General features: G+C 67.4%; 22 protein-coding genes. 14 read left to right on the forward strand and 8 right to left on the reverse strand.

Annotated features, from left to right (window positions below; genetic code table 11):
- The first annotated feature begins 78 nt into the window (after nucleotides 1–78).
- The gene (locus tag MEBOL_RS28515; protein ID WP_095980404.1) at nucleotides 79–1,200 is read left to right on the forward strand and encodes a UTP--glucose-1-phosphate uridylyltransferase; all 1,122 of its coding nucleotides are present in this window, start codon (nucleotides 79–81) and stop codon (nucleotides 1,198–1,200) included.
- Nucleotides 1,197–2,276, forward strand: coding sequence for a M24 family metallopeptidase (locus MEBOL_RS28520; protein WP_095980405.1), 1,080 nt, complete (start codon nucleotides 1,197–1,199; stop codon nucleotides 2,274–2,276). The genes MEBOL_RS28515 and MEBOL_RS28520 overlap by 4 nt, the downstream gene beginning before the upstream one ends.
- Here MEBOL_RS28520 and galK read toward each other — a convergent pair.
- Together galK and MEBOL_RS28530 are read right to left on the reverse strand one after the other, a co-directional pair.
- A complete protein-coding gene (gene galK / locus MEBOL_RS28525; RefSeq protein ID WP_281256598.1) occupies nucleotides 2,273–3,382 on the reverse strand; it encodes a galactokinase in 1,110 nt (369 codons plus the stop codon). The two genes, MEBOL_RS28520 and galK, sit on opposite strands and share 4 nt — an antisense overlap.
- A gap of 17 nt (nucleotides 3,383–3,399) precedes the next feature.
- Nucleotides 3,400–5,034: a family 43 glycosylhydrolase gene (locus MEBOL_RS28530; RefSeq protein ID WP_095980407.1), complete on the reverse strand. Its 1,635-nt coding sequence runs from the start codon at nucleotides 5,032–5,034 to the stop codon at nucleotides 3,400–3,402.
- A 369-nt stretch (nucleotides 5,035–5,403) separates the two neighbouring features.
- On the opposite strand from MEBOL_RS28530, the gene MEBOL_RS28535 reads away from it, so the two are divergent.
- From MEBOL_RS28535 to MEBOL_RS28555, 5 genes are read left to right on the forward strand one after another with little or no spacing between them, the layout of a single operon-like run.
- The gene (locus tag MEBOL_RS28535; RefSeq protein ID WP_095983060.1) at nucleotides 5,404–7,278 is read left to right on the forward strand and encodes a glycoside hydrolase family 43 protein; all 1,875 of its coding nucleotides are present in this window, start codon (nucleotides 5,404–5,406) and stop codon (nucleotides 7,276–7,278) included.
- A 47-nt stretch (nucleotides 7,279–7,325) separates the two neighbouring features.
- Entirely contained in the window at nucleotides 7,326–8,303 is a 978-nt protein-coding gene (locus MEBOL_RS28540; RefSeq protein WP_095980408.1) for an ABC transporter substrate-binding protein, read from the forward strand.
- Entirely contained in the window at nucleotides 8,293–9,777 is a 1,485-nt protein-coding gene (locus MEBOL_RS28545; RefSeq protein WP_095980409.1) for a sugar ABC transporter ATP-binding protein, read from the forward strand. The genes MEBOL_RS28540 and MEBOL_RS28545 overlap by 11 nt, the downstream gene beginning before the upstream one ends.
- Nucleotides 9,767–10,747, forward strand: coding sequence for an ABC transporter permease (locus MEBOL_RS28550; protein WP_095980410.1), 981 nt, complete (start codon nucleotides 9,767–9,769; stop codon nucleotides 10,745–10,747). Before MEBOL_RS28545 ends, MEBOL_RS28550 begins: the two co-directional genes overlap by 11 nt.
- A complete protein-coding gene (locus MEBOL_RS28555) occupies nucleotides 10,744–11,706 on the forward strand; it encodes an ABC transporter permease subunit (protein ID WP_095980411.1) in 963 nt (320 codons plus the stop codon). Before MEBOL_RS28550 ends, MEBOL_RS28555 begins: the two co-directional genes overlap by 4 nt.
- A 75-nt stretch (nucleotides 11,707–11,781) precedes the next feature.
- On the opposite strand, the gene MEBOL_RS28560 is transcribed toward MEBOL_RS28555, so the two are convergent.
- Nucleotides 11,782–13,182, reverse strand: coding sequence for a carbohydrate porin (locus tag MEBOL_RS28560; protein ID WP_157775584.1), 1,401 nt, complete (start codon nucleotides 13,180–13,182; stop codon nucleotides 11,782–11,784).
- Nucleotides 13,183–13,322: 140 nt separating this feature from the next.
- On the opposite strand from MEBOL_RS28560, the gene MEBOL_RS28565 reads away from it, so the two are divergent.
- The 3 genes from MEBOL_RS28565 to MEBOL_RS28575 are packed head-to-tail and all read left to right on the forward strand — an operon-like array spanning nucleotide 13,323 to nucleotide 16,353.
- Entirely contained in the window at nucleotides 13,323–14,594 is a 1,272-nt protein-coding gene (locus MEBOL_RS28565) for an ABC transporter substrate-binding protein (RefSeq protein WP_095980413.1), read from the forward strand.
- Nucleotides 14,595–14,596: 2 nt separating this feature from the next.
- The gene (locus MEBOL_RS28570; protein WP_245920154.1) at nucleotides 14,597–15,520 is read left to right on the forward strand and encodes a carbohydrate ABC transporter permease; all 924 of its coding nucleotides are present in this window, start codon (nucleotides 14,597–14,599) and stop codon (nucleotides 15,518–15,520) included.
- Nucleotides 15,517–16,353: a carbohydrate ABC transporter permease gene (locus MEBOL_RS28575; protein ID WP_095980414.1), complete on the forward strand. Its 837-nt coding sequence runs from the start codon at nucleotides 15,517–15,519 to the stop codon at nucleotides 16,351–16,353. Before MEBOL_RS28570 ends, MEBOL_RS28575 begins: the two co-directional genes overlap by 4 nt.
- A 51-nt stretch (nucleotides 16,354–16,404) precedes the next feature.
- Here MEBOL_RS28575 and clpB read toward each other — a convergent pair whose 3' ends face one another.
- On the reverse strand, nucleotides 16,405–19,008 hold the full coding sequence (gene clpB, locus MEBOL_RS28580) for an ATP-dependent chaperone ClpB (RefSeq protein ID WP_095980415.1): 2,604 nt from the start codon (nucleotides 19,006–19,008) through the stop codon (nucleotides 16,405–16,407).
- Nucleotides 19,009–19,201: 193 nt separating this feature from the next.
- Here clpB and MEBOL_RS28585 point away from each other — a divergent pair, with 193 nt between their 5' ends.
- Complete coding sequence (locus MEBOL_RS28585; RefSeq protein WP_179956314.1) at nucleotides 19,202–19,714, forward strand: hypothetical protein; 513 nt, start codon at nucleotides 19,202–19,204, stop codon at nucleotides 19,712–19,714.
- A gap of 2 nt (nucleotides 19,715–19,716) precedes the next feature.
- Here MEBOL_RS28585 and MEBOL_RS28590 read toward each other — a convergent pair whose 3' ends face one another.
- From MEBOL_RS28590 to MEBOL_RS42210, 3 genes are read right to left on the reverse strand one after another with little or no spacing between them, the layout of a single operon-like run.
- Entirely contained in the window at nucleotides 19,717–20,364 is a 648-nt protein-coding gene (locus tag MEBOL_RS28590) for a hypothetical protein (protein ID WP_095980417.1), read from the reverse strand.
- A complete protein-coding gene (locus MEBOL_RS28595) occupies nucleotides 20,361–20,672 on the reverse strand; it encodes a DUF1844 domain-containing protein (RefSeq protein ID WP_095980418.1) in 312 nt (103 codons plus the stop codon). The genes MEBOL_RS28590 and MEBOL_RS28595 overlap by 4 nt, the downstream gene beginning before the upstream one ends.
- A 4-nt stretch (nucleotides 20,673–20,676) precedes the next feature.
- Nucleotides 20,677–20,925, reverse strand: a complete 249-nt coding sequence (locus MEBOL_RS42210; protein ID WP_095980419.1) for a hypothetical protein — start codon at nucleotides 20,923–20,925, stop codon at nucleotides 20,677–20,679.
- 97 nt (nucleotides 20,926–21,022) lie between these two features.
- Here MEBOL_RS42210 and thiE point away from each other — a divergent pair, with 97 nt between their 5' ends.
- The 3 genes from thiE to MEBOL_RS28615 are packed head-to-tail and all read left to right on the forward strand — an operon-like array spanning nucleotide 21,023 to nucleotide 23,169.
- Complete coding sequence (gene thiE, locus MEBOL_RS28605; protein ID WP_095980420.1) at nucleotides 21,023–21,700, forward strand: thiamine phosphate synthase; 678 nt, start codon at nucleotides 21,023–21,025, stop codon at nucleotides 21,698–21,700.
- Nucleotides 21,697–22,458: a gamma-glutamyl-gamma-aminobutyrate hydrolase family protein gene (locus MEBOL_RS28610; RefSeq protein ID WP_095980421.1), complete on the forward strand. Its 762-nt coding sequence runs from the start codon at nucleotides 21,697–21,699 to the stop codon at nucleotides 22,456–22,458. The genes thiE and MEBOL_RS28610 overlap by 4 nt, the downstream gene beginning before the upstream one ends.
- Before the next feature lie 57 nt (nucleotides 22,459–22,515).
- Nucleotides 22,516–23,169, forward strand: coding sequence for a hypothetical protein (locus MEBOL_RS28615; protein WP_095980422.1), 654 nt, complete (start codon nucleotides 22,516–22,518; stop codon nucleotides 23,167–23,169).
- Here MEBOL_RS28615 and dnaB read toward each other — a convergent pair whose 3' ends face one another.
- Nucleotides 23,170–24,570 (reverse strand): replicative DNA helicase, encoded by a 1,401-nt coding sequence (gene dnaB, locus MEBOL_RS28620; RefSeq protein WP_095980423.1) that lies wholly within the window; start codon nucleotides 24,568–24,570, stop codon nucleotides 23,170–23,172.
- Between the last annotated feature and the right edge of the window lie 49 nt (nucleotides 24,571–24,619).

A 24,619-nucleotide genomic window follows, 5' to 3' on the forward strand; every position in this document is an offset into this window, starting at 1 on the left:
AATGGAACGGAGTTTGGAACCCGGGCCGCGAGGAGACCATTGCCGCTTCCAGTCCCTCGGCTTAAGTACGGAGCGGCCATGACCGATACGTCCCAAGGTTTCGACCCGAAGAAGTTTGAAGCACTGGTGGCTCAGGTCCGACAGGAGGCGCAGCGCGCCGGACCCTCCAAGCCCGCGGTGGAACTCCGCCCCTTGGATCCCTCCGACATCGAGGCCGTGCCCCAGGCGGGCACGCCCCTCTACGAAGAGTGTTACCGGTTGGGTTCGGAGGCCCTGCGGCGCGGAGAGGTCTCCATGCTCATCCTGGTGGGGGGCGCGGGGACGCGCTTCGGTGGCGCGGTCAAGGCGCTGGCGCCCCTGCTCGACGATCGCACCTTCCTGGAACTGCGGTTGGAGAACATCCGAGGAGTCGCCCAGCGTCATGGGGCCTCGGTCCCCGTGGTGCTGATGACCTCCCCGCTCACGCACGAGGGCATCGAGGCCTACGTGAAGCCTCGGGGTCTGGGCCAGGACATCTTGCTGTTCCAGCAGCGCATGCTGCCGAGGCTCACGCCGAACTGGGAGCTGTTCCGCGACGCTGACGGGGAGTTGTCCTTCGCACCCTCCGGACACGGAGACTTCATCCGCGCCCTGCGCGAGAGCGGCACGGGAGCGCTCCTGCGCCAGCGCGGTGTGCGCCACGTGTTCTTCTCCAACGTGGACAACATGGGCGCGACGCTGGACCCCATCATCATCGGCCTTCATCTCAAGCTCGGCCGGGAGATGACGATCGAGGTGACGCCGCGCGCGAACCAGAATGGCACGCTCGACACGGGCGCGGCGCCGGTGCGCATCGGCGACCATCCCCAGCTCGTCGAGCACGTGGACTCCAAGCAGCACCGGCTCATCAACACCAACAACCTCGCCTTCACGCTGGCGGCCCTGCTCGACAAGGACATCCAGCTGCCCTTCCAGGTGGCGAAGAAGAAGGTGGACGGGCAGGAGGTCATCCAGCTCGAGCAGATCACGAGCGAGGCCAGCGCGCTCGTGGGTCCCGACGGCCGCGCCCTGCTGTCGGTGGCTTTCATCGAGGTGCCTCGGGACAACCCCGTCACCTCGCGCTTCGAGCCCGTGAAGGCGCCCGAGGATCTGTCCTACGTCGTTCCCCGGTTGAGGCAGCGGCTGCAGGCGGCCGCCCAGGAAGGAAAGGGCTCCAAGTGAACGAGCTGGAAACGAAGCTGGCGCGCGTGCGCGAGGCCCTGGTGAAGCACGGTCTGGGCGCGGTTCGCTTGCGCGGCGTGGACTGGTTCGGCTGGGCCACCTGCGGCGGCTCGAACGTCGTCCTGCTCACGACCGATGTGGGCGTGGCCGAGGTGCTCATCACCCGGGAGGATGCCTGGGTGCTCACGGACGCCATCGAGGCGGCCCGGCTGGAGGAGGAGGAAGTGCCTCCGGGGTTGAAGATCTGGTCCGGCCCCTGGGCGGACAAGGCCCAGCGCGAGTCCTTCGTGGAGACGCACCGGAACGGGGCCCGGGTGGCGTCCGATCGGCCCGTCCTGGGTGAACTCCCCCTGCCCGTCGAACTGATCCATGCCCGCTGGTCCCCGCTGCCCCAGGAGTTGGAGCGCTACCGGGTGCTCGGACGGGACGCGGCCGAGGCGATGACGGAGGTGTTGCTCGCGGCCCGGCCGGAGTGGACGGGCTGGGAACTGGCGGGCGCTGGCGCCGAGGCGTTGTGGGCCCGGGGCATCCACCCCGCGCTGACGCTGGTGGGGGAAGAGCGGCGTCTGCCCTTGCACCGCCACGCCACCGCGAGCCACGAGAAGCTGGGCGAGCGCGCCATGCTCGTCTTCTGCGGCCGCCGGCATGGGCTGTTCGCCAACCTCACCCGCTTCGTCTACTTCCGCCAACCCACCCCCACCGAGCGGCACCTGGTGGCGGACGTGGCCCGTGTCGAGGCCGCGGCCTTCGACGCCTCGCGTCCGGGCGAGACGCTGGGGGCCGTGTACGCGGCCATCGTGAAGGCCTACGCGGCGCTGGGCCACAAGGGCGCCGAGGCCTACCATCACCAGGGCGGCTCGTGTGGCTACCTGTCCCGCGACGTCGTCGCGGGCCCGGACTCCTCCGAGGTGCTCCAGCCGCACAACGCCGTGGCATGGAACCCGTCCCTGCCGGGTGCGAAGATCGAGGACACCGTCATCGTGGGAGAGCAGGGCGTGGAGATCCTCACGGTGGATCCGCGCTGGCCCACCGTGAGCATCGAGGGCCGCGCGCGGCCCGACCTCCTGGTGCGCTAGGCGCCGGTGGGTTGTGGCAGGAGGATCGCCGGGCGCTGGCCGGAACGGGCCGCGTAGCGCTCGGAGATCCTCTGGGCCACGGCGGTGCCGGTGCCGTCACGCGCCAGCATCACGACGGAGCCACCGAAGCCTCCGCCCGTGAGGCGCGCGCCATAGACGTCCGAGTCCTCGCGGGCCAGGTCCACGAGCAGATCGATCTCGGGGACGGACACCTCGTAGTCGAGGCGCTGCGAGTCATGCGAGGCGTAGAAGAGCTGGCCGAGCCGTTTCAAGTCGCCCGCGCGCAGGGCCTCCACCGTGGCGAGCACGCGCGCGTTCTCCGTCACGACGTGCCGCGTGCGCCGGCCCAGGGGATCGGGCAGACGCTCGGTCCGGGCAAGCTCCGCCTCGGGCAGGTCGCGCAACTGGGGAACGCCGAGGAGGGCCGCTGCGCGCTCACACTCCGCGCGGCGCACCCGGTAATCACCCGCCGAGTGGTTGTGCGCGACGCCCGAGTTGATGATGACGACGTCCACGCCTGGGGGGAGGGGAACGCGCTCGAAGTTCATGTGTCGCGTGTCCAGGAAGAGCGCGACGCCGAGCCCCGCGATGCTGGCGGCCATGGGGTCCATCACGCCCACGGGAGCGCCCACGAAGTCCACCTCCACGCGCTGGCCGAGCAGCGCGAGCTGAACGTCGTCCAGGGGAAGGGAGAACGCGGCACGCAGCGCGCGCAGCAGGCCCACGTCCAGGGACGCACTCGAGGACAGCCCGCTGCCGAGCGGCACCTCGGAGGAGATGCGCAGCTCCACCCCCGACAGCGTGTGACCCTCGCGCTGGAGCACGTGGGTGACACCCTGCACGTAGTCGAGCCAGCCCTTGCCGGCGGCTTCGGCGCCCAGCTCGAACTCGAGGATTTCGCCGGCCTGGCTCTTGTTGGCGCTGAAGGCCCGCACGCGCCGGTCGTCCCGCCGCCGCAACTCGACGTGGGTCTGCTGGGGAATGGCCATGGGCAGCACGAAGCCGCCGTTGTAGTCGGTGTGCTCGCCAATGAGGTTCACCCGCCCGGGGGCATGCACGGCGACTTGGGCGGGGTGACCGAACAACTCTTGGAAGGATGGATTCACGTCAGGGCTCATCGATCTCATTCAGGGGTGATGCGCAGCGAATCGAACCGGGCGGAGGCACCCAGGGCCCCACCCACGGTGAGCCCCACGCGCACGCCGCGATCCCATAGAGGCAGGAAGTCACCGTTCTGCTCTTCTCCCACGTCCGTCCAGGTGGTGCCATCCGCGCTCACCGCGAAGTGGAACAGGTGGCCGTCCCTCGCGGTCATGCGCAGGTGGTACGTGTTGCCCGGTGCCGTGGGCGCGTCGGCGGTGGCGACCGTCTCCTGCTTGCCACCCTGGCGGCGCCAGACCTCCACCCGGCCCTCGCGCAGCCCCACGCCGATGGCGTTCTCCGGGTCTCCCACCGCCGCGAGTCCCGTCTGGGCTCCCCCGGTGAGTCCGGAGACATCCACGCGGGTCTCGGCCCGATAGGCGCCGCTCTGGGTGGAGCGGGCGAGGATCGCCCCCACGGGGTTGTCCGCCCGGGCCTCGTTGGGCGCCAGCGTCAACTGCTCCTCGGCGAGGGTGACGGTGGGCTTCTGGCCATGAGGCCACTGCCAGCCGACCGCGAGCGTGGGGGTGGTGAACTCATCCGCGAAGGCGGCGGGCCTGGTCAGCACCTTGCCGCCTGGACCCCGGCGGGAGTTGAGGGTGGGCCAGCCGTCCTCGCCCCAGGTGATGACGTCCAGCATGCCCTGGCGCCCGACGTACACGGAGTCCGTGGCGCGGTAGGCGTGATAGAGCAGGTAGTCCCGTCCCTGGGCATCCGTCACCACGCTGCCGTGGCCGGGGCACTTGAAGGACTCGTTGTTCCTCATGATGGGGTTGAGCGGGTTCTTCTCCCAGCCCCCGAGCAGCGTGCGCGAGCGGGCCACGCCCATCCCGTAGTTGCAATCGCGGCCGCAGCACCCGCTGCCCGCGTAGAACAGATAGAACCAGCCGTTGCGCTTGAGGACGTAGGGCCCCTCGACGAGCTGTCCCTCCCAGGGCACGTCGTTGATGATGAGCTGGGTCTTCTCCCCGGTGAGCTTGTACCCGGTGCCGTCCTCGGACAGGGGTTGAGCCCAGATGGGAGTGGGCAGCCCCCGGCTGTTGCCGTCCATCTTCCATAAGAGGAAGAGCTTGTCGTTCTCGTCGCGGATGAGCGCGCCGTCGATGGAGCCGAGCTCCTCGCAGACCAGCGGCCCATGGTCGGTGTACGGCCCCTGGACCTGGGCGGCGGTGGCCACGGCCACGCAGAGCGGGCCCCCCTTCTTCTTGGCCGTGTAGAGGACGAAGTAGCGGCCCCGGTCGACCGCCAGCTCCGGCGCCCAGTAATTGGCCTCGGACCAGGCGGGCGGCTCCTGGAAGACGGAGCCCACCTGCTCCCAGTGGAGCAGATCCGGCGAGCGCAGCAGCGGGTAGTGCGGCGCCCACTCGGAGGAGGTCGTCGAGGCCCAGTACTCCGTGCCCACCTTGATGACGGACGGGTCGGCGAAGTCCCCGGAGAGCACCGGGTTGATCACCTCCAGCGGGGGCACGGAAGGGGGCGGTTCGGGAGGTACTGGCTCCGGGGTGGGTTCCACCGGCGTGGGAGGCGGGTTGTTCTGGGTACAGCCCGGCGCGCAGAGCGCCGCGAGCGTGACCCATGAAAGCAATGCCGCGGAACGGAGTACACCGCGTGAGCGCATGAAGATGTCCTTGAAGGGGAGCGGCAGCCTAGGGCGGCGCGAATTGGCTGGTCAACGAAGGATGCCTTCACGCAACCACTCGCAGTGGGAGTTGCTGGAACGTGTCAGCCTCTTCACACTTCACCTGGAGTCAGGACGCCAACCCGTGCAATCATTGACGCAATGCATTGTCATGGAATTCGAGGAGAACGTGCAACGGCCCTGAATGGCCCTTGGGAACACATGCAAGGCTGTCAAGGCTGTGCTTGACACCTCGCAGTCGCGTGTATCAGATGCGCTGCTCCTTGTTTGGCGCCCGTGGTAACGCCGCCCGAGAGTCATGAGTTAGATCTTCAATTTGTTCAATTTGTCGGAAAGGGAGCAGTGCTGATGCGGAGAGGTCCGTCTTCGTCTTGGGGTTGGCGTCCCCTGCGTGCGCTGTTCCCCCTGCTTGGATTGCTGTCCCTCTCGGCCTGTCAGGGCAAGCCCTCCGAGACCCTTCCTCCCGTGACGGAGCCCGAGCCGCCGACTCCCGCGCCGACTCCCGTGGAGGGGACCTTCACCAACCCCATGAAGATCTCCATTCCTGGCGGGAGCCTCGTGGAGAACTGCCCGGATCCAACGATCATCCAGGGGCAGGGGCGCGACACCGCCTGGTATTTATTGTGCACGGCGGACCCGCTGAACGACGAGGACCGGGATGTCTCGCGCGAGTACAAGCAGCGCTTGATTCCCATCCTCAAGTCCGAGGATCTCGTCGAATGGAATTACATCGGGGATGCGCTGAGCACACGGCCCTCGTGGGCAAAGGCTGACTCCGATATCTGGGCTCCCGAGATCGCCTACTTCAACGACAAATATCATCTCTATTTCACGGTCGTGGAGACGAAGGCGGGCGGCAGCGCCATTGGCGTCGCCACCAGCGACAGCCCGGCCGGGCCCTGGGTCATCGCGGAGCGGCCCGCCGTGGAGCCCCACGAAGCGCCCTGCTGTGGAAACTCCAAGCGGTGGACGTATGATCCGGAAGTCCTCATCACCGCCAACGGTGACAAGTATATCTATTACGGCAGCTATTACGGTGGCGTGTCGGTGCGCGCGCTCTCGGAGGATGGACTCACCTCGGATCCGTACACCCAGGTGGAGGTCACCGTCGCCAATCGTTACGAGGCGCCCAGCATCGTCCAGCACGACGGGTACTATTACCTGCTGGTGTCCTCGGCGAACTGCTGCAACGGCCCCCTGACGGGCTATGGCGTCTTCGCCGGCCGTTCCAAGAGTCCTTACGGACCCTTCGTGGATCGCGAGGGCGTGCGTCTCACCCTCAACCGCGTGGGCGGCACGCCCGTGCTGGGCGCCAATGGCAACCGGTGGGTGGGAACGGGTCACAATTCCGTGTTCACCGACCCGGGTGGCCAGGACTGGATTGTCTATCACGCCATCGATCGATCCGAGCCCTACCTCGCGCCCGCCCCCAATGGCGAATTGCCTCCCAAGCGGCAGGCGCTGATGGACGCGCTGGACTGGGTGGAGGGCTGGCCCGTGGTGCGCGGAGGCCAGGGCCCCTCGGACAGCCCACAGCCGGCTCCCGCGGCTCGCGCCAACGAGAAGAGCCGCTACCTGCCCACCTACGTGGAGCACGACGCTCCGGGTGCGCTCCTGGAATCGGACGAGTTCGAGGGCACCTCGCTGGGCTCTCCCTGGTCCTGGACGCGGGAGTCGAAGGCTGTCCATGGCGTGGGTGAGGGGGTCTTGCGCTTCGACACCCAGGCCGCGGATCTGCACGAGAACGACAACAGTGCCTCCATCCTCTGGAGGCCCGCGCCCGTGGGCAACTTCCTCGTCGAGACGAAGATGTCCCTGAACCTGCCGCCCGTGAGCTGCTGTCACAACTACGTACAGGCCGGGCTCCTCGTCCACACGGACGATGACAACTACGTGCGGCTGACCCACGTGTCGAGCTGGGAGACGCGGCAGATCGCCTTCTCCAAGGAGCAGGGCCCCGTGGTGCCCGCGGGCCATCCGCGCTTTGGCGAGACGTTCGGCGGCCCCGCGGACGAGACCGTCTGGCTGCGGATCGCCCGGCGCGTTCAGGGCGCCGAGGAGCTGTACACGGCGTATTCGAGCCGGGATGGCGCCACGTGGAGCCGGACCGCGACCTGGACCCACTCGCTGGGCGCGAGCGCCCGTCTGGGTCTGGTGTCGATGGGGGGCGCGGGCTTCACCGCCACCTTCGATTACGTGCGTGTTCATGAGTTGAGGCCGTAAGCAGGTCTGTCTTGGCTTGAAACGCTGTTCGTCGTCTGGAGAAACCCATGAGATGGATGTGGATGGTCGCGCTGATCGCGCTGATGGGCTGTAAGTCCGAGAACAAGGCCCCGGCGGCCGAGGGAGGCACGGCCGCCGCTCCCTCCGCGGAGAAGAAGCTCTCGGTGGGCTTTTCCCAGGTGGGTGCCGAGAGTGCCTGGCGCACGGCGGAGACCAAGTCCATCCGGGGCGAGGCCGAGAAGCGCGGCGTGGATCTCAAGTTCGCGGATGCCCAGGGCAAGCAGGCCCAGCAGATCCAGGCCCTCACGTCCTTCATCGCGCAGAAGGTGGACTTCATCGTGCTCGCGCCGGTCGTCGAGACGGGCTGGGAAGTCGTCCTGCGCCAGGCCAAGGAGGCCAACATCCCGGTCATCCTGGTGGACCGGGGCATCAAGGTGAGCGACGACAGCCTCTACACCACGCTCATCGCCAGTGATTTCGTGGCCGAGGGGCGCATGGCGGCCGAGTGGCTGGCGAAGCAGACCAACGGCAAGGCCAACATCTACGAGCTGCAGGGCTCCACGGGCGCCGCTCCGGCGATTGACCGGAAGAAGGGCTTCGAGGAGGGCATCCAGCAGTACCCCGAGATGAAGATCGTCAAGAGCCAGAGCGCCGACTTCACCCGCGCCAAGGGCAAGGAAGTCATGGAGGCGTTCATCAAGTCGGATCGCGATCAGATCCAGGCCGTCTACGCCCACAACGACGACATGGCCCTGGGTGCCATCCAGGCCCTGGACGAGGCCGGAATGAAGCCGGGCGAGCAGGTCACCGTCATCTCGGTGGACGCGGTGAAGGGAGCCTTCGAGGCGATGGTCGCCGGCAAGCTCAACGCCACCGTCGAGTGCAACCCGCTCATGGGTCCGCTCGTCTTCGACACGATCAACAAGCTGCGCGCTGGAGAGAAGGTCGAGAAGTTCATCCAGAGCAAGGACCAGCTCTTCGAGAAGACGAGCGCGGCGCAGGTCATTGGTTCGCGTGAGTACTGAGCCCGTCCTCGTCGCGCGCGGGGTGCAGAAGCGGTTTCCCGGGGTCCACGCGCTGGCGGGCGTGGACCTCGAGGTTCGGCCCGGTGAAGTGCATGCCTTGATGGGGCAGAACGGCGCCGGGAAGTCGACGCTCATCAAGATCCTGACGGGTGTCTACTCGAGGGACGGTGGGACGCTGACCCTCGAGGGTCGCGACTTCCACCCCAGCTCGCCCGGCGATGCCCAGAAGAAGGGCATCAGCACCATCTACCAGGAACTCAGCCTCATCCCGACCCTGACGGTGGCGGAGAACCTGTTCCTGGGCCGCGCGCCCCGCCGTTGGTTCGGGATCGACTGGCGCTCCATGCGGCGTCAGGCGGAAGAACTCCTCGCGACCTTCGATCTGCGCGTCGACGTGACCCAGCCCCTGGGTTCCCTGTCGGCCGCCGTGCAACAGCTCGTGGCGATCGCCCGCGCGGTGCACACCCAGGCCCGTGTCCTCATCATGGACGAGCCGACCTCGAGCCTCGACAGTCACGAGACGGAGGTGTTGCTCGACACCATCGTGCGGCTCAAGGAGCGGGGACTGGGGATCGTCTTCGTCACCCACTTCCTGGATCAGGTGTACCGCGTCAGTGACCGGATCACCGTCCTGCGCAACGGCGCGCACGTGGGCACGTACGAGGCCTCCCAGCTGTCGCGGCTGGAGCTGGTCTCCCACATGCTGGGCAAGGTTCCCGATGAAGTGGAGCCCATGCTTCGCGAGCACGTGGAGGTGCCCAGGCCCGTGGTCGTGTCCGCTCAGGGGCTGGCGCGCCGGGGGGTGCCATCGTTCGATCTGACCCTGCACGCGGGCGAGGTCGTCGGCTTCGCGGGCCTGCTCGGCTCGGGCCGGACGGAGGCCGCGCGGCTGCTCTTTGGCGCGGATCACGCCCGGAGCGGCACCCTCAACGGGGAGTCCCCCAAGAGCCCCCGCCACGCGATCGCCATGGGAATGGCCTTCTGCCCCGAGGATCGGAAGGCGGAAGGCATCTTCCCGGAACTGTCCGTGCGCGAGAACATCGCCGTGGTGGTTCAGCGCAAGTGGGGCTTCTTCGTGTCCCGCGCGCGCCAGGAAGCGCTCGCCCAGGAGTTCGTGACGAAGCTGGGCATCAAGACGCCTTCGGTCGAGCAGCCCATCCGCCTGCTCAGTGGAGGCAACCAGCAGAAGGTCATCCTCGCCCGGTGGCTCGCCTACGAGCCCCGCCTGCTCATCCTCGATGAGCCCACGCGAGGCATCGACGTGGGGGCCAAGGGGGAGATCGAACGGCTCATCCACCAACTCTCCGCCAGGGGACTCGCGGTGCTCTTCATCTCGGCGGCGTTGGAGGAAGTGCTGCGCCTGTCTCATCGCATCGCCGTCTTCCGGGATCGCAAGAAGGTGGGCGAGTTGTCCCAGACGACGCTTCCGGAGGTCATGAAGGTGATTGCCAGTGAGGATTCCCATGCGCCCTAGGAACTTCTGGCCGTGGGTGGCGTTGGGATCGTTGTTGATCTTCAACCTCTTCTTCACCCAGGGCTTCGCGCGGCTCGAGTTCCGCGACGGCAGGCTCTTTGGCACGCTCGTGGACATCTTCCAGAACGGCGCGCCCGTCATGCTCCTGGCGGTGGGCATGACGCTCGTCATCGCCCTGGGTGGAATCGATCTGTCCGTGGGCTCGGTGATGGCGCTGTCGGGCGCGGTCGCGGCGCTGCTGATGACGGAGCACGCGCAGCCGGTGCCCGTGGCGGTGGCGCTCGCGCTGGCGGTGGCGCTCGGAATCGGAGCCCTCAATGGCGCGCTCGTCACCTATGGGGGCGTCCAACCCATCATCGTGACGCTGGTGTTGTTGGTGATGGGGCGGGGTGTGGCGCAGACGCTCACCCAGGATCAGAAGGTCCGCTTCGAGGTGCCGGCCTTCGAGTTCATCGGCAACGGGACGGTCTTGGGCCTGCCGTTCCCCGTGCTCCTGGTGGCGGCGGTGGCCCTGCTCGTGGGGCTGCTGCTGCGCAACACGGCGACGGGTCTCTACCTGGAGGCCATGGGGAGCAATCCGCGAGCGGCCCGGCTCTGTGGCCTGCGGGTGCATGTCATCCAGATGCTGGCCTTCATGGCGTCGTCGCTGTGCGCGGGCCTCGCGGGGCTCATCGCCGCGGCGGACATCAAGGAAGCGGATGTGGCCAATGCCGGACTCTACCTGGAATTGGACGCCATCCTCGCCGTCGTCCTGGGCGGCACCAGCCTGACGGGGGGCCGCGCCAACCTGGTGGGCTCGCTCATTGGCGCCACCTTCATCCAGACCCTCACCACCATGCTCCAGATGCGCGGAGTCATCACCGAGCACACGCTCATCATCAAGGCCGCCGTGGCGCTCGGCGTGTGTTTCATGCAGACCCCCGCCTTCGAGCGGTTGACCCGGCGGGTCCGGTCCGCGGAGGCCGCGTGAACTTCCTGCGCAAGCACGTCACCGTCCTGGCGGGAGGGCTCGTCTACCTCCTGCTCTACGCGATCGCGGCCATGCGGTACGACGGCTTCTTCTCGCTGCCGGTCTTCATCAACTTCCTGTCCAACAACGCGGTGCTCGGCATCGTCGCGGTGGGCATGACGTTCGTCATCCTCTCGGGCGGAATCGACTTGTCCGTGGGCGCCGTCATGTCGTTCTCCAGCGTGCTCATCGGCGTGCTCATCATGAAGCATGGCTGGAACGTGTACGCCGCCATCGCCGCGTCGCTCGTGTGTGGCGCCACGTTGGGGACGTTGATGGGCGCCATCATCCACTCGACGGGCATCAAGCCCTTCATCGTCACGCTCGCGGGCATGTTCTTCGTGCGGGGCCTCGCGTTCCTCATCCACCTGGAGTCCATCGCCATCTCGGATGCGCGGCATACGGCGCTCGCCATCGCCCGGGTGGGTCCCCTGCCGCTCATCGCCGTCCTGTTCCTGGGGTTCGTCGCCGTGGGCTGGTACGTGGCGGTGCTCACGCCCTTTGGCCGCAACGTGTACGCGCTGGGGGGAGGGGAGGATGCGGCACTGCTCATGGGCCTGCCCGTGCGGCGCACGCGGATCGCCGTCTACGCGGTGAGCGGCTTCTGCGCGTCCTTCGCCGGAGCGGCGCTGTCCTTCTACTTGTCGAGCGGCAGCCACCTGGAGGGCGTGGGCATGGAGCTGGATGCCATCGCCACCGTGGTGATTGGCGGCACGCTGCTCGCGGGTGGGGTGGGCTCGGTGTTCGGCACGCTCATTGGCGTGCTGATGCTGGGGCTCATCCTCACGTCCATCACCACCTACGAGGGGATGATGAGCTCGGGGATGACCCGGGTGGCCATCGGCGCGCTGCTGCTCGCGTTCGTGCTCCTGCAGAAGGTGCTGACGCGGCGGGTGGCGGGCGTGGGCCGCGCCACCTGAAGAAGAAAAGGCCCGCTTCCGGACGGTGGTGAGCCACCGGGAAGCGGGCCTTGGGAGCCAGGGCTCGGGCGGTGGTTAGAACCACCACTCGACGCGGGCACCCGCGTAGTGGCCGACCTTCTTGTTCACGTCCTTGTAGAGCTGCTGGTAGGGCGAGTAGAGGCCCAGGGCGGCGGCATCGTTGTAGAAGGCCGCCGTATAGAACACGCGGAAGTGGGGGCGGTTCCAGAGGCTGTTGCCCGCGATGGGGATGAAGGTGGGGATGATGGACAACTTCGTGACCGTGGCCAGGTCTCCCACGTGGGGCTTGAGACCCGAGTAGTGCGCCTCGGCGAGCAGGTGGAAGTTCTGGTGCAGGTAGTAGGCACCACGCGCGCCCACGCCGAAGTCCAGGGAGCTGTCGTCAAACCACGTGCCCGCCCCGATGTTCCGGCCCTCGCCCTTGTTGTAGTGCACCATGCCGTAGGCGTTGAGGCTGAACTGGGTGCCGAAGTTGTAGAGGAAGTGCTCCACGAACTGGAGGCCCGCGGCCTCGTCATACCGGCCCTGGGCGTTCGGCGCGCCGAACGGGTCGAACGTCTGCGCACCGGCGCGGCTGCCGCTGGAGGCGCGGGTGCCATAGCGGATGGACATGTCGTTGAAGCTGCCGTTGCCCAGGTCCAGGTGGCCCTTCACGCCCACCACCCAGCCGTAGTCATCATTGAGACCCACCTGCGAGCCATCCGTCAGGGTGCGCTTCGTCTGCGGCAGCAGGTGGAGCTCGGCCAGTCCGTGCAGCGAGTGGCCGGCCTCGAACTTGTGCGCGTACTGCGCGACGAACACCGTGCGCTGACGGCGCAGGTCCAGCACGCCGTCACCGTCGGTGTCGTAGTTGTACTGGGCGGTGTTGGTGGTGGTGTTCATGATGATGGCGAGATCCCAGTCGCCATACGCCAGACCACCGCCCTGTCCGGCCAGGTTGTTGAAGTAGAACGTATCCGCGATGTGCACGTCCGTGCCGCGGTAGAAGCGGGCGCCGCCCCACACACGCAGACCCTGGATGCCGATGTTGCCCGACTCCATGTAGGCCTGGAACACCTCGATATCGAGCGCATCCGTGGAGCGATCGCTGATGACGCCGAGGAACAGGCCGGCCTTCATGTACATGGCCGGCGTGAGCACGAAGTCCACGTAGGGCTGCGTGGGATCCGTGGTGCGCTCTAGCAGGTGGAGCTTGATGGTCGGCTCGAGATAGTCGCCTTCCTCCAGACGGCCGCCGACGGCGCTGCCGGTCAGGTTCATGCGGTTGCCGTTCACGTACCGGCCCGAGGTCAAATCCCAGGCCGTTCCAACACGGCCATACATCGACACTTCCAGGCGATCCGCCAGGAGACTCGCGTGGGCCGTCGTCGAAACGGACGCCAACGCGATGACGCACAGCATCAAACAGACACGCCAGGAGGCACGGGGCAAGGTGGAGGGGGGGGCAACTGTCATGGATTCAATCTCACAATGGGTCCGCAGGGCAGTTCGCACTCTGCTGCACATACTCTGACACCGAATTTGTTGGGTTTGTCGAGAAAATTAGAGATGCTGCTGCACGCCGTCCTTACCCCCCCACTGGAGGCAGAACCGACATGCGTCATGTGCTGTTCGCGATGAGCGTCGCCACCACCCTGGTAGTCCCCACCGTTGCGTCCGCCGCGGAGACGGTCGCCATCGCATGTGGCACCGTGGGCAAGGAGTTCGAGCTGTGCAAGCAGGGCTCGGAGGCCTGGGCCAAGAAGACCGGCAACGAAGTGAAGCTGGTGAGTGGCCCTACTGACGCGAGCGAGCAGCTCACCGTGTTCCAGCAGCAGCTGTCGGCGGGTTCCTCGGACATCGACGTCTTCCGCGTGGACATCATCTGGCCGGGCATCCTCGGCGCCCACTTCATCGATTTGAAGCCATACATCTCCGATGACGTGGTGCAGCAACACTTTCCCGCCATCGTGAAGAACAACACGGTGGACGGAAAGCTGGTGGCGATGCCCTGGTTCACCGACGCGGGGGTCCTCTATTACCGCTCGGATCTCCTGGAGAAGCACGGCCAGAAGCCCCCTGCCACGTGGGAGGAATTGGCCGCGACGGCCAAGCTGGTGCAGGACGCCGAGCGCAAGGCGGGCAATGACAAGATGGTGGGCTTCGTCTTCGAGGCGAAGGCGGCCGAGACGCTGACGTGCAACGCGTTGGAGTGGATCGACTCCTTTGGAGGTGGCTCCATCGTCGCGGACGACGGCAAGGTGACCATCGACAACCCCAAGGCGATCAAGGCGATTCAGACGGCGGCCTCGTGGATCGGGACGATTTCGCCCCAGGGCGTGCTCAACTATGAGGAGGAGGGCGCGCGGGGTGTCTTCCAGTCGGGCAACGCGGTGTTCATGCGCAACTGGCCCTACGCGTGGGCGCTGTCCCAGGCGCCGGACAGCCCGGTGAAGGGCAAGGTCGGCGTGGTGGCGCTGCCCAAGGGCGGCGCGGACGGCAAGTCCTCGGGCACGCTGGGCGGCTGGAATCTGGCGGTGTCCAAGTACTCCAAGCACCAGAAGGCGGCGGCGGACCTGGTGAAGTACCTCACGAGCTCCGAGGAGCAGAAGCGCCGCGCCATCCAGGGCTCCTTCAACCCCACCATCACGAGCCTCTATAAGGATCCGGAGGTGCTCAAGGCCAACCCGTTCTTCGGCACGCTGCTGGACACCTTCACCAACGCGGTGGCGCGTCCGGCGAAGGTCACGGGCGCCAAGTACAGCCGCGTGAGTTCGGACTTCCGCAATGCGGTGCACTCGGTGCTCTCCGGCTCGGGCAAGCCCGAGGAAAAGCTCAAGGACCTGCAGAAGAAGCTGACGGCCATGTCCAAGAAGGGGAAGTGGTGAGCATGGAGGAGAGCGCTTCACCCACTCCCGCGCCGGGCTCCATGCTTGCCCGGCAGCGGGTGCGCTCGGCGTGGTTGTTCCTGCTGCCCACGCTGGTCGTCTTGGCGGGGGTGGCGGGGTGGCCGCTGTTCCGGACCTTCTGGTTCGCCTTCACCAACGCGAGCCTGGCGGATCCCGGACCGCCCGAGTACGTGGGGATGGAGAACTTCGCCACCATCTGGGACGACCCCGATTGGTGGCAATCGGTGCGCAACACCTTTCTCTTCACGGGGGTGTCCGTGACGCTGGAGACGGTGTTGGGGATGGTCATCGCGCTCACGCTCAACACGCGCTTCAGGGGCCGGGGCGTGCTCCGGGCGGCGGTGCTCGTGCCGTGGGCCATTCCCACCGTGGTGTCCGCGAAGATGTGGGGATGGATGTTCCATGACGTCTACGGCGTCATCAACGAGATGCTGTTGCATGTCGGGTGGATCTCCGGGCCCATCGCCTGGACGGTGGATCCGAAGCTGTCCATGGTGGCGATCATCGCCGTGGACGTGTGGAAGACGACGCCCTTCATGACGCTGCTGCTGCTGGCCGCGCTGCAGATGCTTCCGGAGGAGTTGTACGAGGCGGCGAAGCTGGATGGGGCCCATCCCGTGATGGTCTTCTTCCGGATCACCCTGCCGCTCATCCGTGGGCCGATGATGGTGGCCATCATCTTCCGCGTGCTGGACGCGCTGCGCGTGTTCGACCTCTTCTACATCCTCACGAGCAACAGCAGCGAGTCCATGTCCATGGCCGTCTACGCCCGGCAGCAGATGTTCGAGTTCCAGGATCTGGGGCTCGGTGCCGCGGCGGCGTCGTTGCTCTTCGGGCTCATCGCGCTGTTCACCGTGGTCTACCTGGTGTTGGGGCGGGACTCGGTGGCGCAGGAGGCCGCATGAGGCAGGTGCTCTCCTGGTTGAAGAAGCTTGGCTTCGGGCTCCTGGTGACGGTCATCATCGTCTACACGCTCTTCCCGTTCTATTGGGCGGTGGTGTCCTCGCTCAAGCAGGGCACCGCGCTCTTCGTGGTGGATGCGTGGCCCCGGAATCCGGCGTGGCACAACTACGTGGCGGTGTTCACCGAGCAGCCGTTCGGCAGGAACCTGCTCAACTCGGTGATCGTGGCCACGTCGGTGGTGCTGGTGTCGCTCTTCCTGGCGGTCACCGCGTCCTTCGCCCTGGCGCGCATCCAGTTCCGGGGCCGCACGCTGCTGATGCTGATGATCCTCGCCGTGTCCATGTTCCCGCAGATCGCGGTGCTCTCGGGCATGTACGAGCTCGTGCGCGCGCTGGGCCTGTACAACACGCTGCCGGCCCTGACGCTCTCCTACATGCTCTTCACGCTGCCGTTCACCGTGTGGGTGATGACGACCTTCATGCGGGAGCTGCCCAAGGAGCTGGAGGAGGCGGCGGTGGTGGATGGGGCCACGCCGTGGATGATCTGCTTCAACGTCTTCCTGCCGCTGCTCAAGCCGGCGCTGGTGACGACGGGGCTGCTGGCGTTCATCGCGGCGTGGAACGAGTTCCTCTTCGCGCTCACGTTCACGCTGTCGCAGGAGGCGCGCACGGTGCCGGTGGCCATCGCGCTGATGAGCGGGGCGAGCCAGCACGAGCTGCCCTGGGGCCTCATCATGGCGGCCTCCGTCATCGTGACGGTGCCCCTCATCGCGCTGGTGCTCATCTTCCAGCGCAGCATCGTCTCCGGCCTCACGGCGGGAGCGGTGAAGGGCTAGGAACACGAAGCCCCGCACGGTCGCGTCGCCGGACCGTGCGGGGCTGGAAGGCTAGGCCTGGGCGAGCTGGCCCTTGCCGAAGGTGAGCCCGTCCTTGCCCGCGTCCACCCGGATGTGGTCGCCGGGCGCGTAGTCCCCGCTGAGCACCTTGAGCGCGAGCGGATCCATCAGGTGCTTCTGGATGGCGCGCTTGAGCGGACGCGCCCCGTAGACGGGATCGTAGCCGCGCTCGGCCAGGAGCGATTCGGCCGCCTCGGTGAGCTCCAGCGTCAGGCGCTTGTCCGAGAGCAGCTTCTGCAGGCGCGCCACCTGGATGTCCACGATGCGCTGGATGTCCTTCTTGCGCAGCGGCTCGAAGAGGATGATCTCGTCCACGCGGTTGAGGAACTCCGGCCGGAAGTGCTGGCGGAGGATGCCCAGCACGTCCTCGCGCGTGGCCTCGTCCAGTTCCTCCTTGCCCGCCATGCCTTCCTGGAGCGCCTGGGAGCCGATGTTGCTCGTGAGGATGAGCACCGTGTTCTTGAAGTCCACGGTCCGGCCCTGGCTGTCGGTGAGGCGGCCCTCGTCGAGGATCTGCAGGAGGATGTTGAAGACGTCCGGGTGGGCCTTCTCGATCTCATCGAAGAGGACGACCGTGTATGGACGGCGCCGCACGGCCTCGGTGAGCTGGCCGCCCTCGTCATAGCCGACGTAGCCCGGAGGCGCGCCCACGAGCCGGGCCACGGCGTGCTTCTCCATGTACTCGGACATGTCGATGCGCACCATGGCGGTGTCGTCGTCGAAGAGGAACTCCGCGAGCGCCTTGGCCGTCTCCGTCTTTCCCACGCCCGTGGGGCCCAGGAAGATGAACGAGCCGATGGGCCGGTTCGGGTCCTGCAACCCCGAGCGCGCCCGGCGCACGGCGTTGCTCACCGCCTCGATGGCGCTGCGCTGGCCGATGACGCGTTGGGCGAGCCGATCCTCCATGTGCACGAGCTTCTGGACCTCGCCCTCCATGAGCTTGGAGACGGGGATGTGGGTCCACTTGGCCACCACCTGCGCGATGTCCTCCGCGTCCACCTCCTCCTTGAGGAACCTGTGGCTCTTCTGCAGCTCGGCCAGCTGGGCGTTCTGCTGGTCGATCTCCTTCTGGAGCCCAGGGATGATGCCGTACTTCACCTCGGCGGCCTTGTTGAAGTCGCCCTGGCGCTCGGCGCTGGCCTCGTCGTTCTTGGCCTTCTCGAGCTTCTCCTTCAGGGCGCGGATGCCGGAAATGGCCTTCTTCTCCGTATCCCAGTGGGCCTTGAGCGCGGTGAACTGCTCCGTGAGGTTGGCCAGCTCCTTGTCGATCGTCGACAGCCGCTCCAGGGAGTGGGAATCCGTCTCCTTGCGCAGGCCCTGGCGCTCGATTTCCAGCTGGTTCATCTTGCGCCGGATGTCGTCGATCTCCGTGGGCATGGAGTCGATCTCGATGCGCAGGCGGCTGCACGCCTCGTCGACGAGGTCGATGGCCTTGTCCGGCAGGAAGCGGTCGGAGATGTAGCGATTGGACAGGTTCGCCGCCGCCACCAGCGCGGAGTCCTGGATGTGCACGCCGTGGTGCACCTCGTAGCGCTCCTTGAGGCCGCGCAGGATGCTGATGGTGTCATGCACGCTCGGCTCGCCCACCATGACGGGCTGGAAGCGCCGCTCGAGCGCCGCGTCCTTCTCGATGTGTTTGCGGTATTCGTCCAGCGTGGTCGCGCCCAGGCAATGCAGTTCGCCGCGCGCGAGCGCCGGCTTGAGCATGTTGCTCGCGTCCATGGAGCCCTCGGCCTTGCCCGCGCCGACCAGGGTGTGCAGCTCGTCGATGAAGAGGATGATCTCCCCCTGCGAGTCCGCCACTTCCTTGAGGACCGCCTTGAGGCGCTCCTCGAACTCTCCGCGGAACTTGGCGCCGGCCACCATGCCGCCCAGGTCCAGCGTCACGAGGCGCTTGTTCTTGAGGCCCTCGGGCACGTCCCCATCCACGATGCGGCGCGCGAGGCCCTCGGCGATGGCCGTCTTGCCCACGCCCGGCTCGCCGATGAGCACCGGGTTGTTCTTCGTGCGGCGGCTGAGCACCTGGATGCAGCGGCGGATCTCCTCGTCGCGGCCGATGACGGGGTCCAACTTGCCCGCGCGGGCGGCCTCCGTCAGATCCCGCCCGTATTTCTCCAGTGCCTTGTAGGTGGACTCGGCGTCCTGGCTCGTCACCCGGCCGGAACCCCGGACCTCCTTGAGGCTGGACAGGACGCGCTCGCGCGTCACGCCCGAGGACTTCATCACCTCGCCCACGGTGCCCTTGTCCTGGGCGAGCGCGAGCAGCACGTGTTCGCTGGAGACGAAGTCGTCCTTGAGGCCCTTGGCCTCGTCCTCCGCCTTGTCGAAAACCTTCATCAGGCGCTGGCTGAGCACCGCGCTCTCGCCGCCCTGCATCCGGGGCAGTTTCTGCAGCGCTTCACCCAGCCGGGACGCGAACAGCTTCACGTCCACGCCAATCTTGCGCAGCAACGGCTCGACGATGCCGTCCTTCTGCCCGAGCAGCGCCGCGGCGAGGTGCTCGGGCTCATAGTTCGGGTTGTCGGCACGCCGGGCCAGAGACTGGCCTTCCTGAATGGCCTCCTGGGCCTTCACCGTGTACTTGTCGAGTCGCATGGAGCCAACGTAAGGGTCGAAGACCCCTTGGCAAGGACGCGCGGGCCCACCCCGTTTCACTCTTCGCGGACTTCCGGTTTCTCCTGAGTTGCCTCCCTGGCCGAGTCCGGGTATATGCGGCCCCTCCAACCCGGGGGGCACCCAACTGGACGCGCACGGCGGTTACCTCATTCGAGTCGAGTCCCTGGGCCGCTTGAACCTCGCGGCGCTTGCCCGGCAAGCGCTCGTCGAGGATGGCGCCCCTCCGGACACCATTCTGGCCCTGTCCATCCATGACCGGCGGAAGATCGTCCGGCTGGCGCTGGAGTGCCCCCTGACGGAGGGCCCCCAGGGGGCCCGCTGGTACAGCGCGCATCAGTCACTCGCGCGCAACCTGTCCCGCTCGACCGGGGTCACCGTTCACGCCTACGTGTACGATCCCCAGGAGTACGAGGAAGTGCAGGCGTTCGGCCGGGGGCAGCACGTCGGGGGCGAGCGCTTGATCTACAAAGAGGTGGAGCTGCCGGAGTCGCTGGACGGCGAGTTCGACGATCGGGCGTTCGCGCGGATGCAGTCGCGCTGGCCCCTGGGCCACCTGGCGTGGGTGTTCGGTGTGGAACGGGAGCAGTTGCTGGGGTTGCGCCAGTTGCCGACGACGCGGCTGCGGCTCGATGGCGCGGCGGCGGAGATTCCCCTGGAGAGCCTGCTGCGCGGCATCGCCGCCTGAGCCTATTCCTCTTCCTCGGCGAGGGCGCCGTCCTGCGCGTGGATGGCGTGACGGACGGAGTCGCTCTGGAAGTATTGGCCCAGGACGACGAAGGTGCCGGCGACGAAGGCCGTGAACGCCATGGAGATGGCGGGCATGAGCCAGATCATCACTTGCAGCTCCTCGGAGGCCACGCCCTGGAAGGAGGGCAGGGTCTTCATGGCGTCGACGATGACGGGGGCCATGCGCTTGGCGACCACGGCCCATTGAGCGCCGTCGACGGTGCGCAGCACGGCCACGACGAGCGCGGAGCCCGAGAGCATCCGGCGCATGCGCTCCAGGGGAAGCCCATCGGGCCGGAGGATCCGGCCGGCGGACACGAAGACGAAGGCACAGGCCACCGAGAGCGCTCCGAGCACGAGGGCGCGTGATTCGCGCTGGGGCTCGAGGGCGTTGTACTGCGCCTGGGTGATGCGCGCGTCGATGGAGGGATCGCCCACGATGGAGAAGGGCGAGGAGCTCATGGCCTCCCGGTGCTCCGCGAGCTGGCCGAGCCCCAGGGACTCACTCAGGGCGAGAAAGCCCGTGGGGGCGGAGAACAAGAGGCTCACGATGGCCGCCAGACGCAGGCCTCGCGGCAGACTCGGAGCGGGAGACACGGGACGCGTCACCGCTTGTTCGCCTCCACGAAGCGCAGGCGGAGGTCGGCCAGCAGGTTGTCGAAGAGTTGCTTCTCCTCGGCCGTGAGGTTGCCGCGCGTCTTGTCCTGCAACATCCCCAACAGATCCAGGCTCTGGCGGGCGAGCACCAGATCGCGCTCGGCCTTGCCCGTCTCCGGGTTGGGCGCCACCCCCAGGTGGATGAGGGCACTGGAGGCCAGGCCGACGAGGAAGGTGCTGAAGGTGATGGGGGCCTCGGGCGCGCTCGTCGTGGGCTCGCCCCGCATCACGAAGGTCTCTCCGCGCTTCTCCTCGCTCATGGCATCACTCGGCCGACCCGGTGTCCTCGTCCTCGTCGCCCTCGTCCTCGTCGCCCTCGTCCTCGAAGTCCTCGTCCTCGTCGTCCTCGAAATCCTCGTCCTGCATCAGCGTTTCCACCGGGACGGACTTCTCGGAGACGTCCTCCAGGCCAGCGATGTGGCGCTTGTAGTCCTCCTCGGACACATGGCCGCTGCGCTGGTAGCGCTCGGTGGTTCGCTTGTCGAGGTACTTGGGGTTCACCGGGTCTGCCATGCTCAACTCCTCGGAATCTCTTGGAAAAGGGCGCGCCACCTTATAGCAGGGCTCCCCCCTGTCAACGCCGCTCAACCCCCTGCCTCTCCAGGATCTGATGAACGCCCCCGTTTCGTCGCCTCTTCCCCGCGGACTGTACGTCCTGTGTGATGACACGCTCCGTCCCGACGTGCCCCTGGCGCGCAAGGCGGAGCTCCTGCTCGCGGGCGGGGCGAGGGTGATGCAACTGCGCATGAAGCGCACCCCCTTGCGCGAGGCGCTCGCCGTGGCGCGGGAGGTGGTGGCGGCCTGCCGGCGGGCGGGGGCGGTGTGCCTCATCAATGATCGGGTGGACTTGGCGCTGCTGACGGGGGCGCATGGCGTGCATGTGGGGGAGGAGGACCTTCCTCCGGAGGCGGCGAGGCGCCTGCTGGGGCCCCAAGGGGTGGTGGGGGTGACGGTGCGGGACGTGGCGGGGGCGCGCGCGGCCCGGGACGCCGGGGCGGACTACGTGGGCCTGGGGCCGCTCTTTGGCACCACGACCAAGCAGGTGAATGCCCCGGTGCTGGGGCTCGAGGGATTCGCCGCGGTGGTGCGCGACAGCCCCCTGCCCGTGGTGGGCATTGGTGGGGTGACGCTGGAGAACATCGCGCGGGTCGCGGCCGCGGGGGCGCATGGGGGCGCGGTGGCCTCGGATGCGCTGCTCGCCGCGGACGTCGCCGAACGGGTCCGGCTCCTGGCCGTTGCTTTTGACAGGGGCGTCCAAGGGACTAGCCTCGCCGATGGAGGCGTATGACGCACAAACCCCATGGCCAGGCCCCCCGCCGGCCCAACATCGGCATCACCCCGGACTTCAGCGCCAGCCGGCCGGATGCTCCGTTTCCCGCCTATGAGTTGAAGGCGGCCTACGCGGAGGCGGTGCTGCGCGCGGGGGGACTGCCGCTGGTGCTGCCGTACTCGGAGGACCTGTCGTGCGTGGAGGCCTACCTGGACCGCATCTCCGGTCTGCTCGTCACCGGCGGTGCCTTCGACATTCCTCCCGAGGCCTATGGCGACACGGCGCGCGAGGGCATGGGGCCGACGAAGCTGTCGCGCACGGCGTTCGAGTCCGCGCTGATGCGGGGGGCCCTCAAGCGCAACATGCCGGTGCTGGGCATCTGTGGGGGCATGCAACTGCTCAACGTGGTGCTGGGCGGCACGCTGTTCCAGGACATCGGCCGCGAGATCCCGGGCGCGCACGGCCACGAACAGGCGCATGATCGCACCCAGCCCCAGCACCCGGTGGAGATCCGCGATGGCTCGCTGCTGGCGGAGGCGCTCGGCCGGGGTCAGCTGATGGTGAACTCCACCCACCACCAGTCGGTGAACAAGACGGGTGAACAGGTGATGGTGAGCGCGGTGGCGCCGGATGGCGTGGTGGAGGCGATCGAGTCCACCCAGTACATCTTCGCGCTGGGCGTGCAGTGGCATCCGGAGCTGATGCTGCACACCGTTCCCGTGAGTGTGGGGGTGTACCGGCTGCTGGTGCAGAAGGCGCGAGAACATCGGCGGTGAGCGCCGGCGCTGTCAGACCGACATGGCAGAGAGGAAGGGCCGCGCTGATGAGGAGCCATGGCCATTCCGAACGAACAACGCCTGCGCGAGTTGCTTCAACTCACCGAGTCCGTCCCTCCCGCCAACGTGGCCCGGCCCGAGTACTGGGACGAGACCTTCATCCGTCTCGGACGGGGGTATGGCTTCGAGCCGGAGGCGGGTGAGTACCCCGTGGATCACTCGGAACTGCTGAACGCGCTCCTGCCCTTCGTGTCGCCCTGGCTGGACGGGGCCCGGTTCACCCAGGTGCTGCCCGGCGAGAACGACGCGGCGGGGGACTTCCGCGAGGCCGACGAGGAGGAGGGAGGACCTGGCAACCGCTACACGTTGCGCCTCACCCTGGCGGGCCATCGCTACGGCGTCACGTTCCGCGACATCTCGGAGTACTACAACGTCAACGCGGTGCTCGCGCTGTTGAACGCGGCCCTGGAGACGAGCGGGACGCCCTTGCGGTTCTTCGGCCTGGGGGACGTGGTCGTCGTGGGGCCGCTGCGCGGCGTGCAGCAGGCCATCCGCGAGGGCTTCATCCCGGGCTTCGAGGGGGAGGGCATCCACGAGCCCTGGGAGTTGGAGGCGATCGACGCCTGGAGTGAGTCCGGCGACACGCCCGAGTCCCTGGCGCGCCAGCTCGAGAAGGGCCGGCGGCGCGTCCAGGTCTCGCTCGTGGTGTAGCTATTCCAAGCGCGCCCGGCTCTCGAAGCGCGTGTACTCGGCCAGGAAGACCAGGTCGATGTCGCCGATGGGGCCGTTGCGCTGTTTGGCGATGACGAGCTGCACGGGGATGGCCGTGGTCCCTCCGCCGCCTCCACCACCACCGCCGCCACCACCGCCTCCGGCGCCGCCCTCGCCCTCGCCCTGGTCCTCGCGGTGGATGAACATCACCACGTCGGCGTCCTGCTCGATGGCGCCCGACTCACGAAGGTCCGAGAGCATGGGCTTGCCGCCCTTGCGCTCCTCCACCTTACGGCTGAGCTGCGAGAGCGCGACGATGGGCACCTCCAGCTCCTTGGACAGTTGCTTGAGCGAGCGGGAGATCTCCGAGATTTCCAGCTGACGGCTCTCCACCTTGCCCTTCTGATGCATGAGCTGGAGGTAGTCGATGATGATGAGGGACAGCCGGGGATCCCGCTGCTTGAGCCGCCGCGCCTTGGCGCGCAGGTCGAAGGGAGACAGGCCGCCCGAGTCGTCGATGTAGAGCGGGGCGTTGTAGAGCCTGCCCGCCATCTCCTGGAACTTCTCCTCGTCATGGGGGGTGAGCCGGCCACCGCGCAGCTTCTTCATGTCCACGCGCGCGCACGAGGCGAGCAGACGCATGAGGAGCTGATCCGCGGGCATTTCCAGGCTGAAGATGGCGGCCGCCTTGGCCTCTTCCTGGAGCGCCACGTGGGTGGCGATGTTCATCGCGAAGGACGTCTTGCCCACGCCGGGACGCGCCGCGAGGATGATGAGCTCTCCGGGGTGCAGACCCGTGAGCTGGTTGTCCAGATCGACGTAGCCCGTGGACAGGCCGGTGATGCCCGTCGTGGCGGTCTTCATCTTGTCGAGCAGATCGAGCGTGTGCTCCATCAGCTCGCTGACGGGCCGCAGGTCTCCCTCGCGCTTCTTCTCCGCGAGCAGGAAGACCTTGCGCTCGGCCTCGTCGAGCAGCACCTCCAGCTCGCCCGTGTCCTGGCTGGCCAGGTCCTGGATCTCCCGGCCCACGCCCGCGAGCCTGCGGCGCAGGGCTTGATCCTTGACGATCTTCGCGTACTGGACGGCGTTGCCCGGTACGGGCACCACCTGATCCAGGCTCATCAGGTAGGCGGGGCCGCCCACCGCGGCGAGATGGCCGAGGACCTTGAGCTCCTCGGCCAGGGTGAGGTGATCCACCTGGCGGGAGGAGCCGTCCAGTTTGATCATCGCGGCGAAGATCTGCGCGTGCGCGGGGCTCGCGAAGTCGTCGGTACTCACCACCTCCGCGAGGCTGGCGAAGATGCTGTTGTCCGCGAGCACGGCACCCAGCACCGCGCGCTCGGCGGCGAGATCCTCATGATTCCGCCGCCCTCCCGTCCGAATGTCGAGGATGTTGTCCATGTGTCCCGGCCAGTCTCCGCGCTACAGACGTGGGGTGCAACCCTGGCAT

This window comes from Melittangium boletus DSM 14713 (genome assembly GCF_002305855.1).
GTDB classification, from domain to species: domain Bacteria; phylum Myxococcota; class Myxococcia; order Myxococcales; family Myxococcaceae; genus Cystobacter; species Cystobacter boletus.

Coding starts and splice junctions, on each gene's coding strand:
- MEBOL_RS28515 (WP_095980404.1), top strand. CDS start 79: ATGACCGATACGTCCCAAGGTTTCGACCCGAAGAAGTTTGAAGCACTG.
- MEBOL_RS28530 (WP_095980407.1), bottom strand. CDS start 5,034: ATGCGCTCACGCGGTGTACTCCGTTCCGCGGCATTGCTTTCATGGGTC.
- MEBOL_RS28535 (WP_095983060.1), top strand. CDS start 5,404: ATGCGGAGAGGTCCGTCTTCGTCTTGGGGTTGGCGTCCCCTGCGTGCG.
- MEBOL_RS28540 (WP_095980408.1), top strand. CDS start 7,326: ATGAGATGGATGTGGATGGTCGCGCTGATCGCGCTGATGGGCTGTAAG.
- MEBOL_RS28550 (WP_095980410.1), top strand. CDS start 9,767: ATGCGCCCTAGGAACTTCTGGCCGTGGGTGGCGTTGGGATCGTTGTTG.
- MEBOL_RS28560 (WP_157775584.1), bottom strand. CDS start 13,182: ATGACAGTTGCCCCCCCCTCCACCTTGCCCCGTGCCTCCTGGCGTGTC.
- MEBOL_RS28565 (WP_095980413.1), top strand. CDS start 13,323: ATGCGTCATGTGCTGTTCGCGATGAGCGTCGCCACCACCCTGGTAGTC.
- MEBOL_RS28570 (WP_245920154.1), top strand. CDS start 14,597: ATGGAGGAGAGCGCTTCACCCACTCCCGCGCCGGGCTCCATGCTTGCC.
- MEBOL_RS28575 (WP_095980414.1), top strand. CDS start 15,517: ATGAGGCAGGTGCTCTCCTGGTTGAAGAAGCTTGGCTTCGGGCTCCTG.
- clpB (WP_095980415.1), bottom strand. CDS start 19,008: ATGCGACTCGACAAGTACACGGTGAAGGCCCAGGAGGCCATTCAGGAA.
- MEBOL_RS28595 (WP_095980418.1), bottom strand. CDS start 20,672: ATGAGCGAGGAGAAGCGCGGAGAGACCTTCGTGATGCGGGGCGAGCCC.
- MEBOL_RS42210 (WP_095980419.1), bottom strand. CDS start 20,925: ATGGCAGACCCGGTGAACCCCAAGTACCTCGACAAGCGAACCACCGAG.
- thiE (WP_095980420.1), top strand. CDS start 21,023: ATGAACGCCCCCGTTTCGTCGCCTCTTCCCCGCGGACTGTACGTCCTG.
- MEBOL_RS28610 (WP_095980421.1), top strand. CDS start 21,697: ATGACGCACAAACCCCATGGCCAGGCCCCCCGCCGGCCCAACATCGGC.
- MEBOL_RS28615 (WP_095980422.1), top strand. CDS start 22,516: ATGGCCATTCCGAACGAACAACGCCTGCGCGAGTTGCTTCAACTCACC.
- dnaB (WP_095980423.1), bottom strand. CDS start 24,570: ATGGACAACATCCTCGACATTCGGACGGGAGGGCGGCGGAATCATGAG.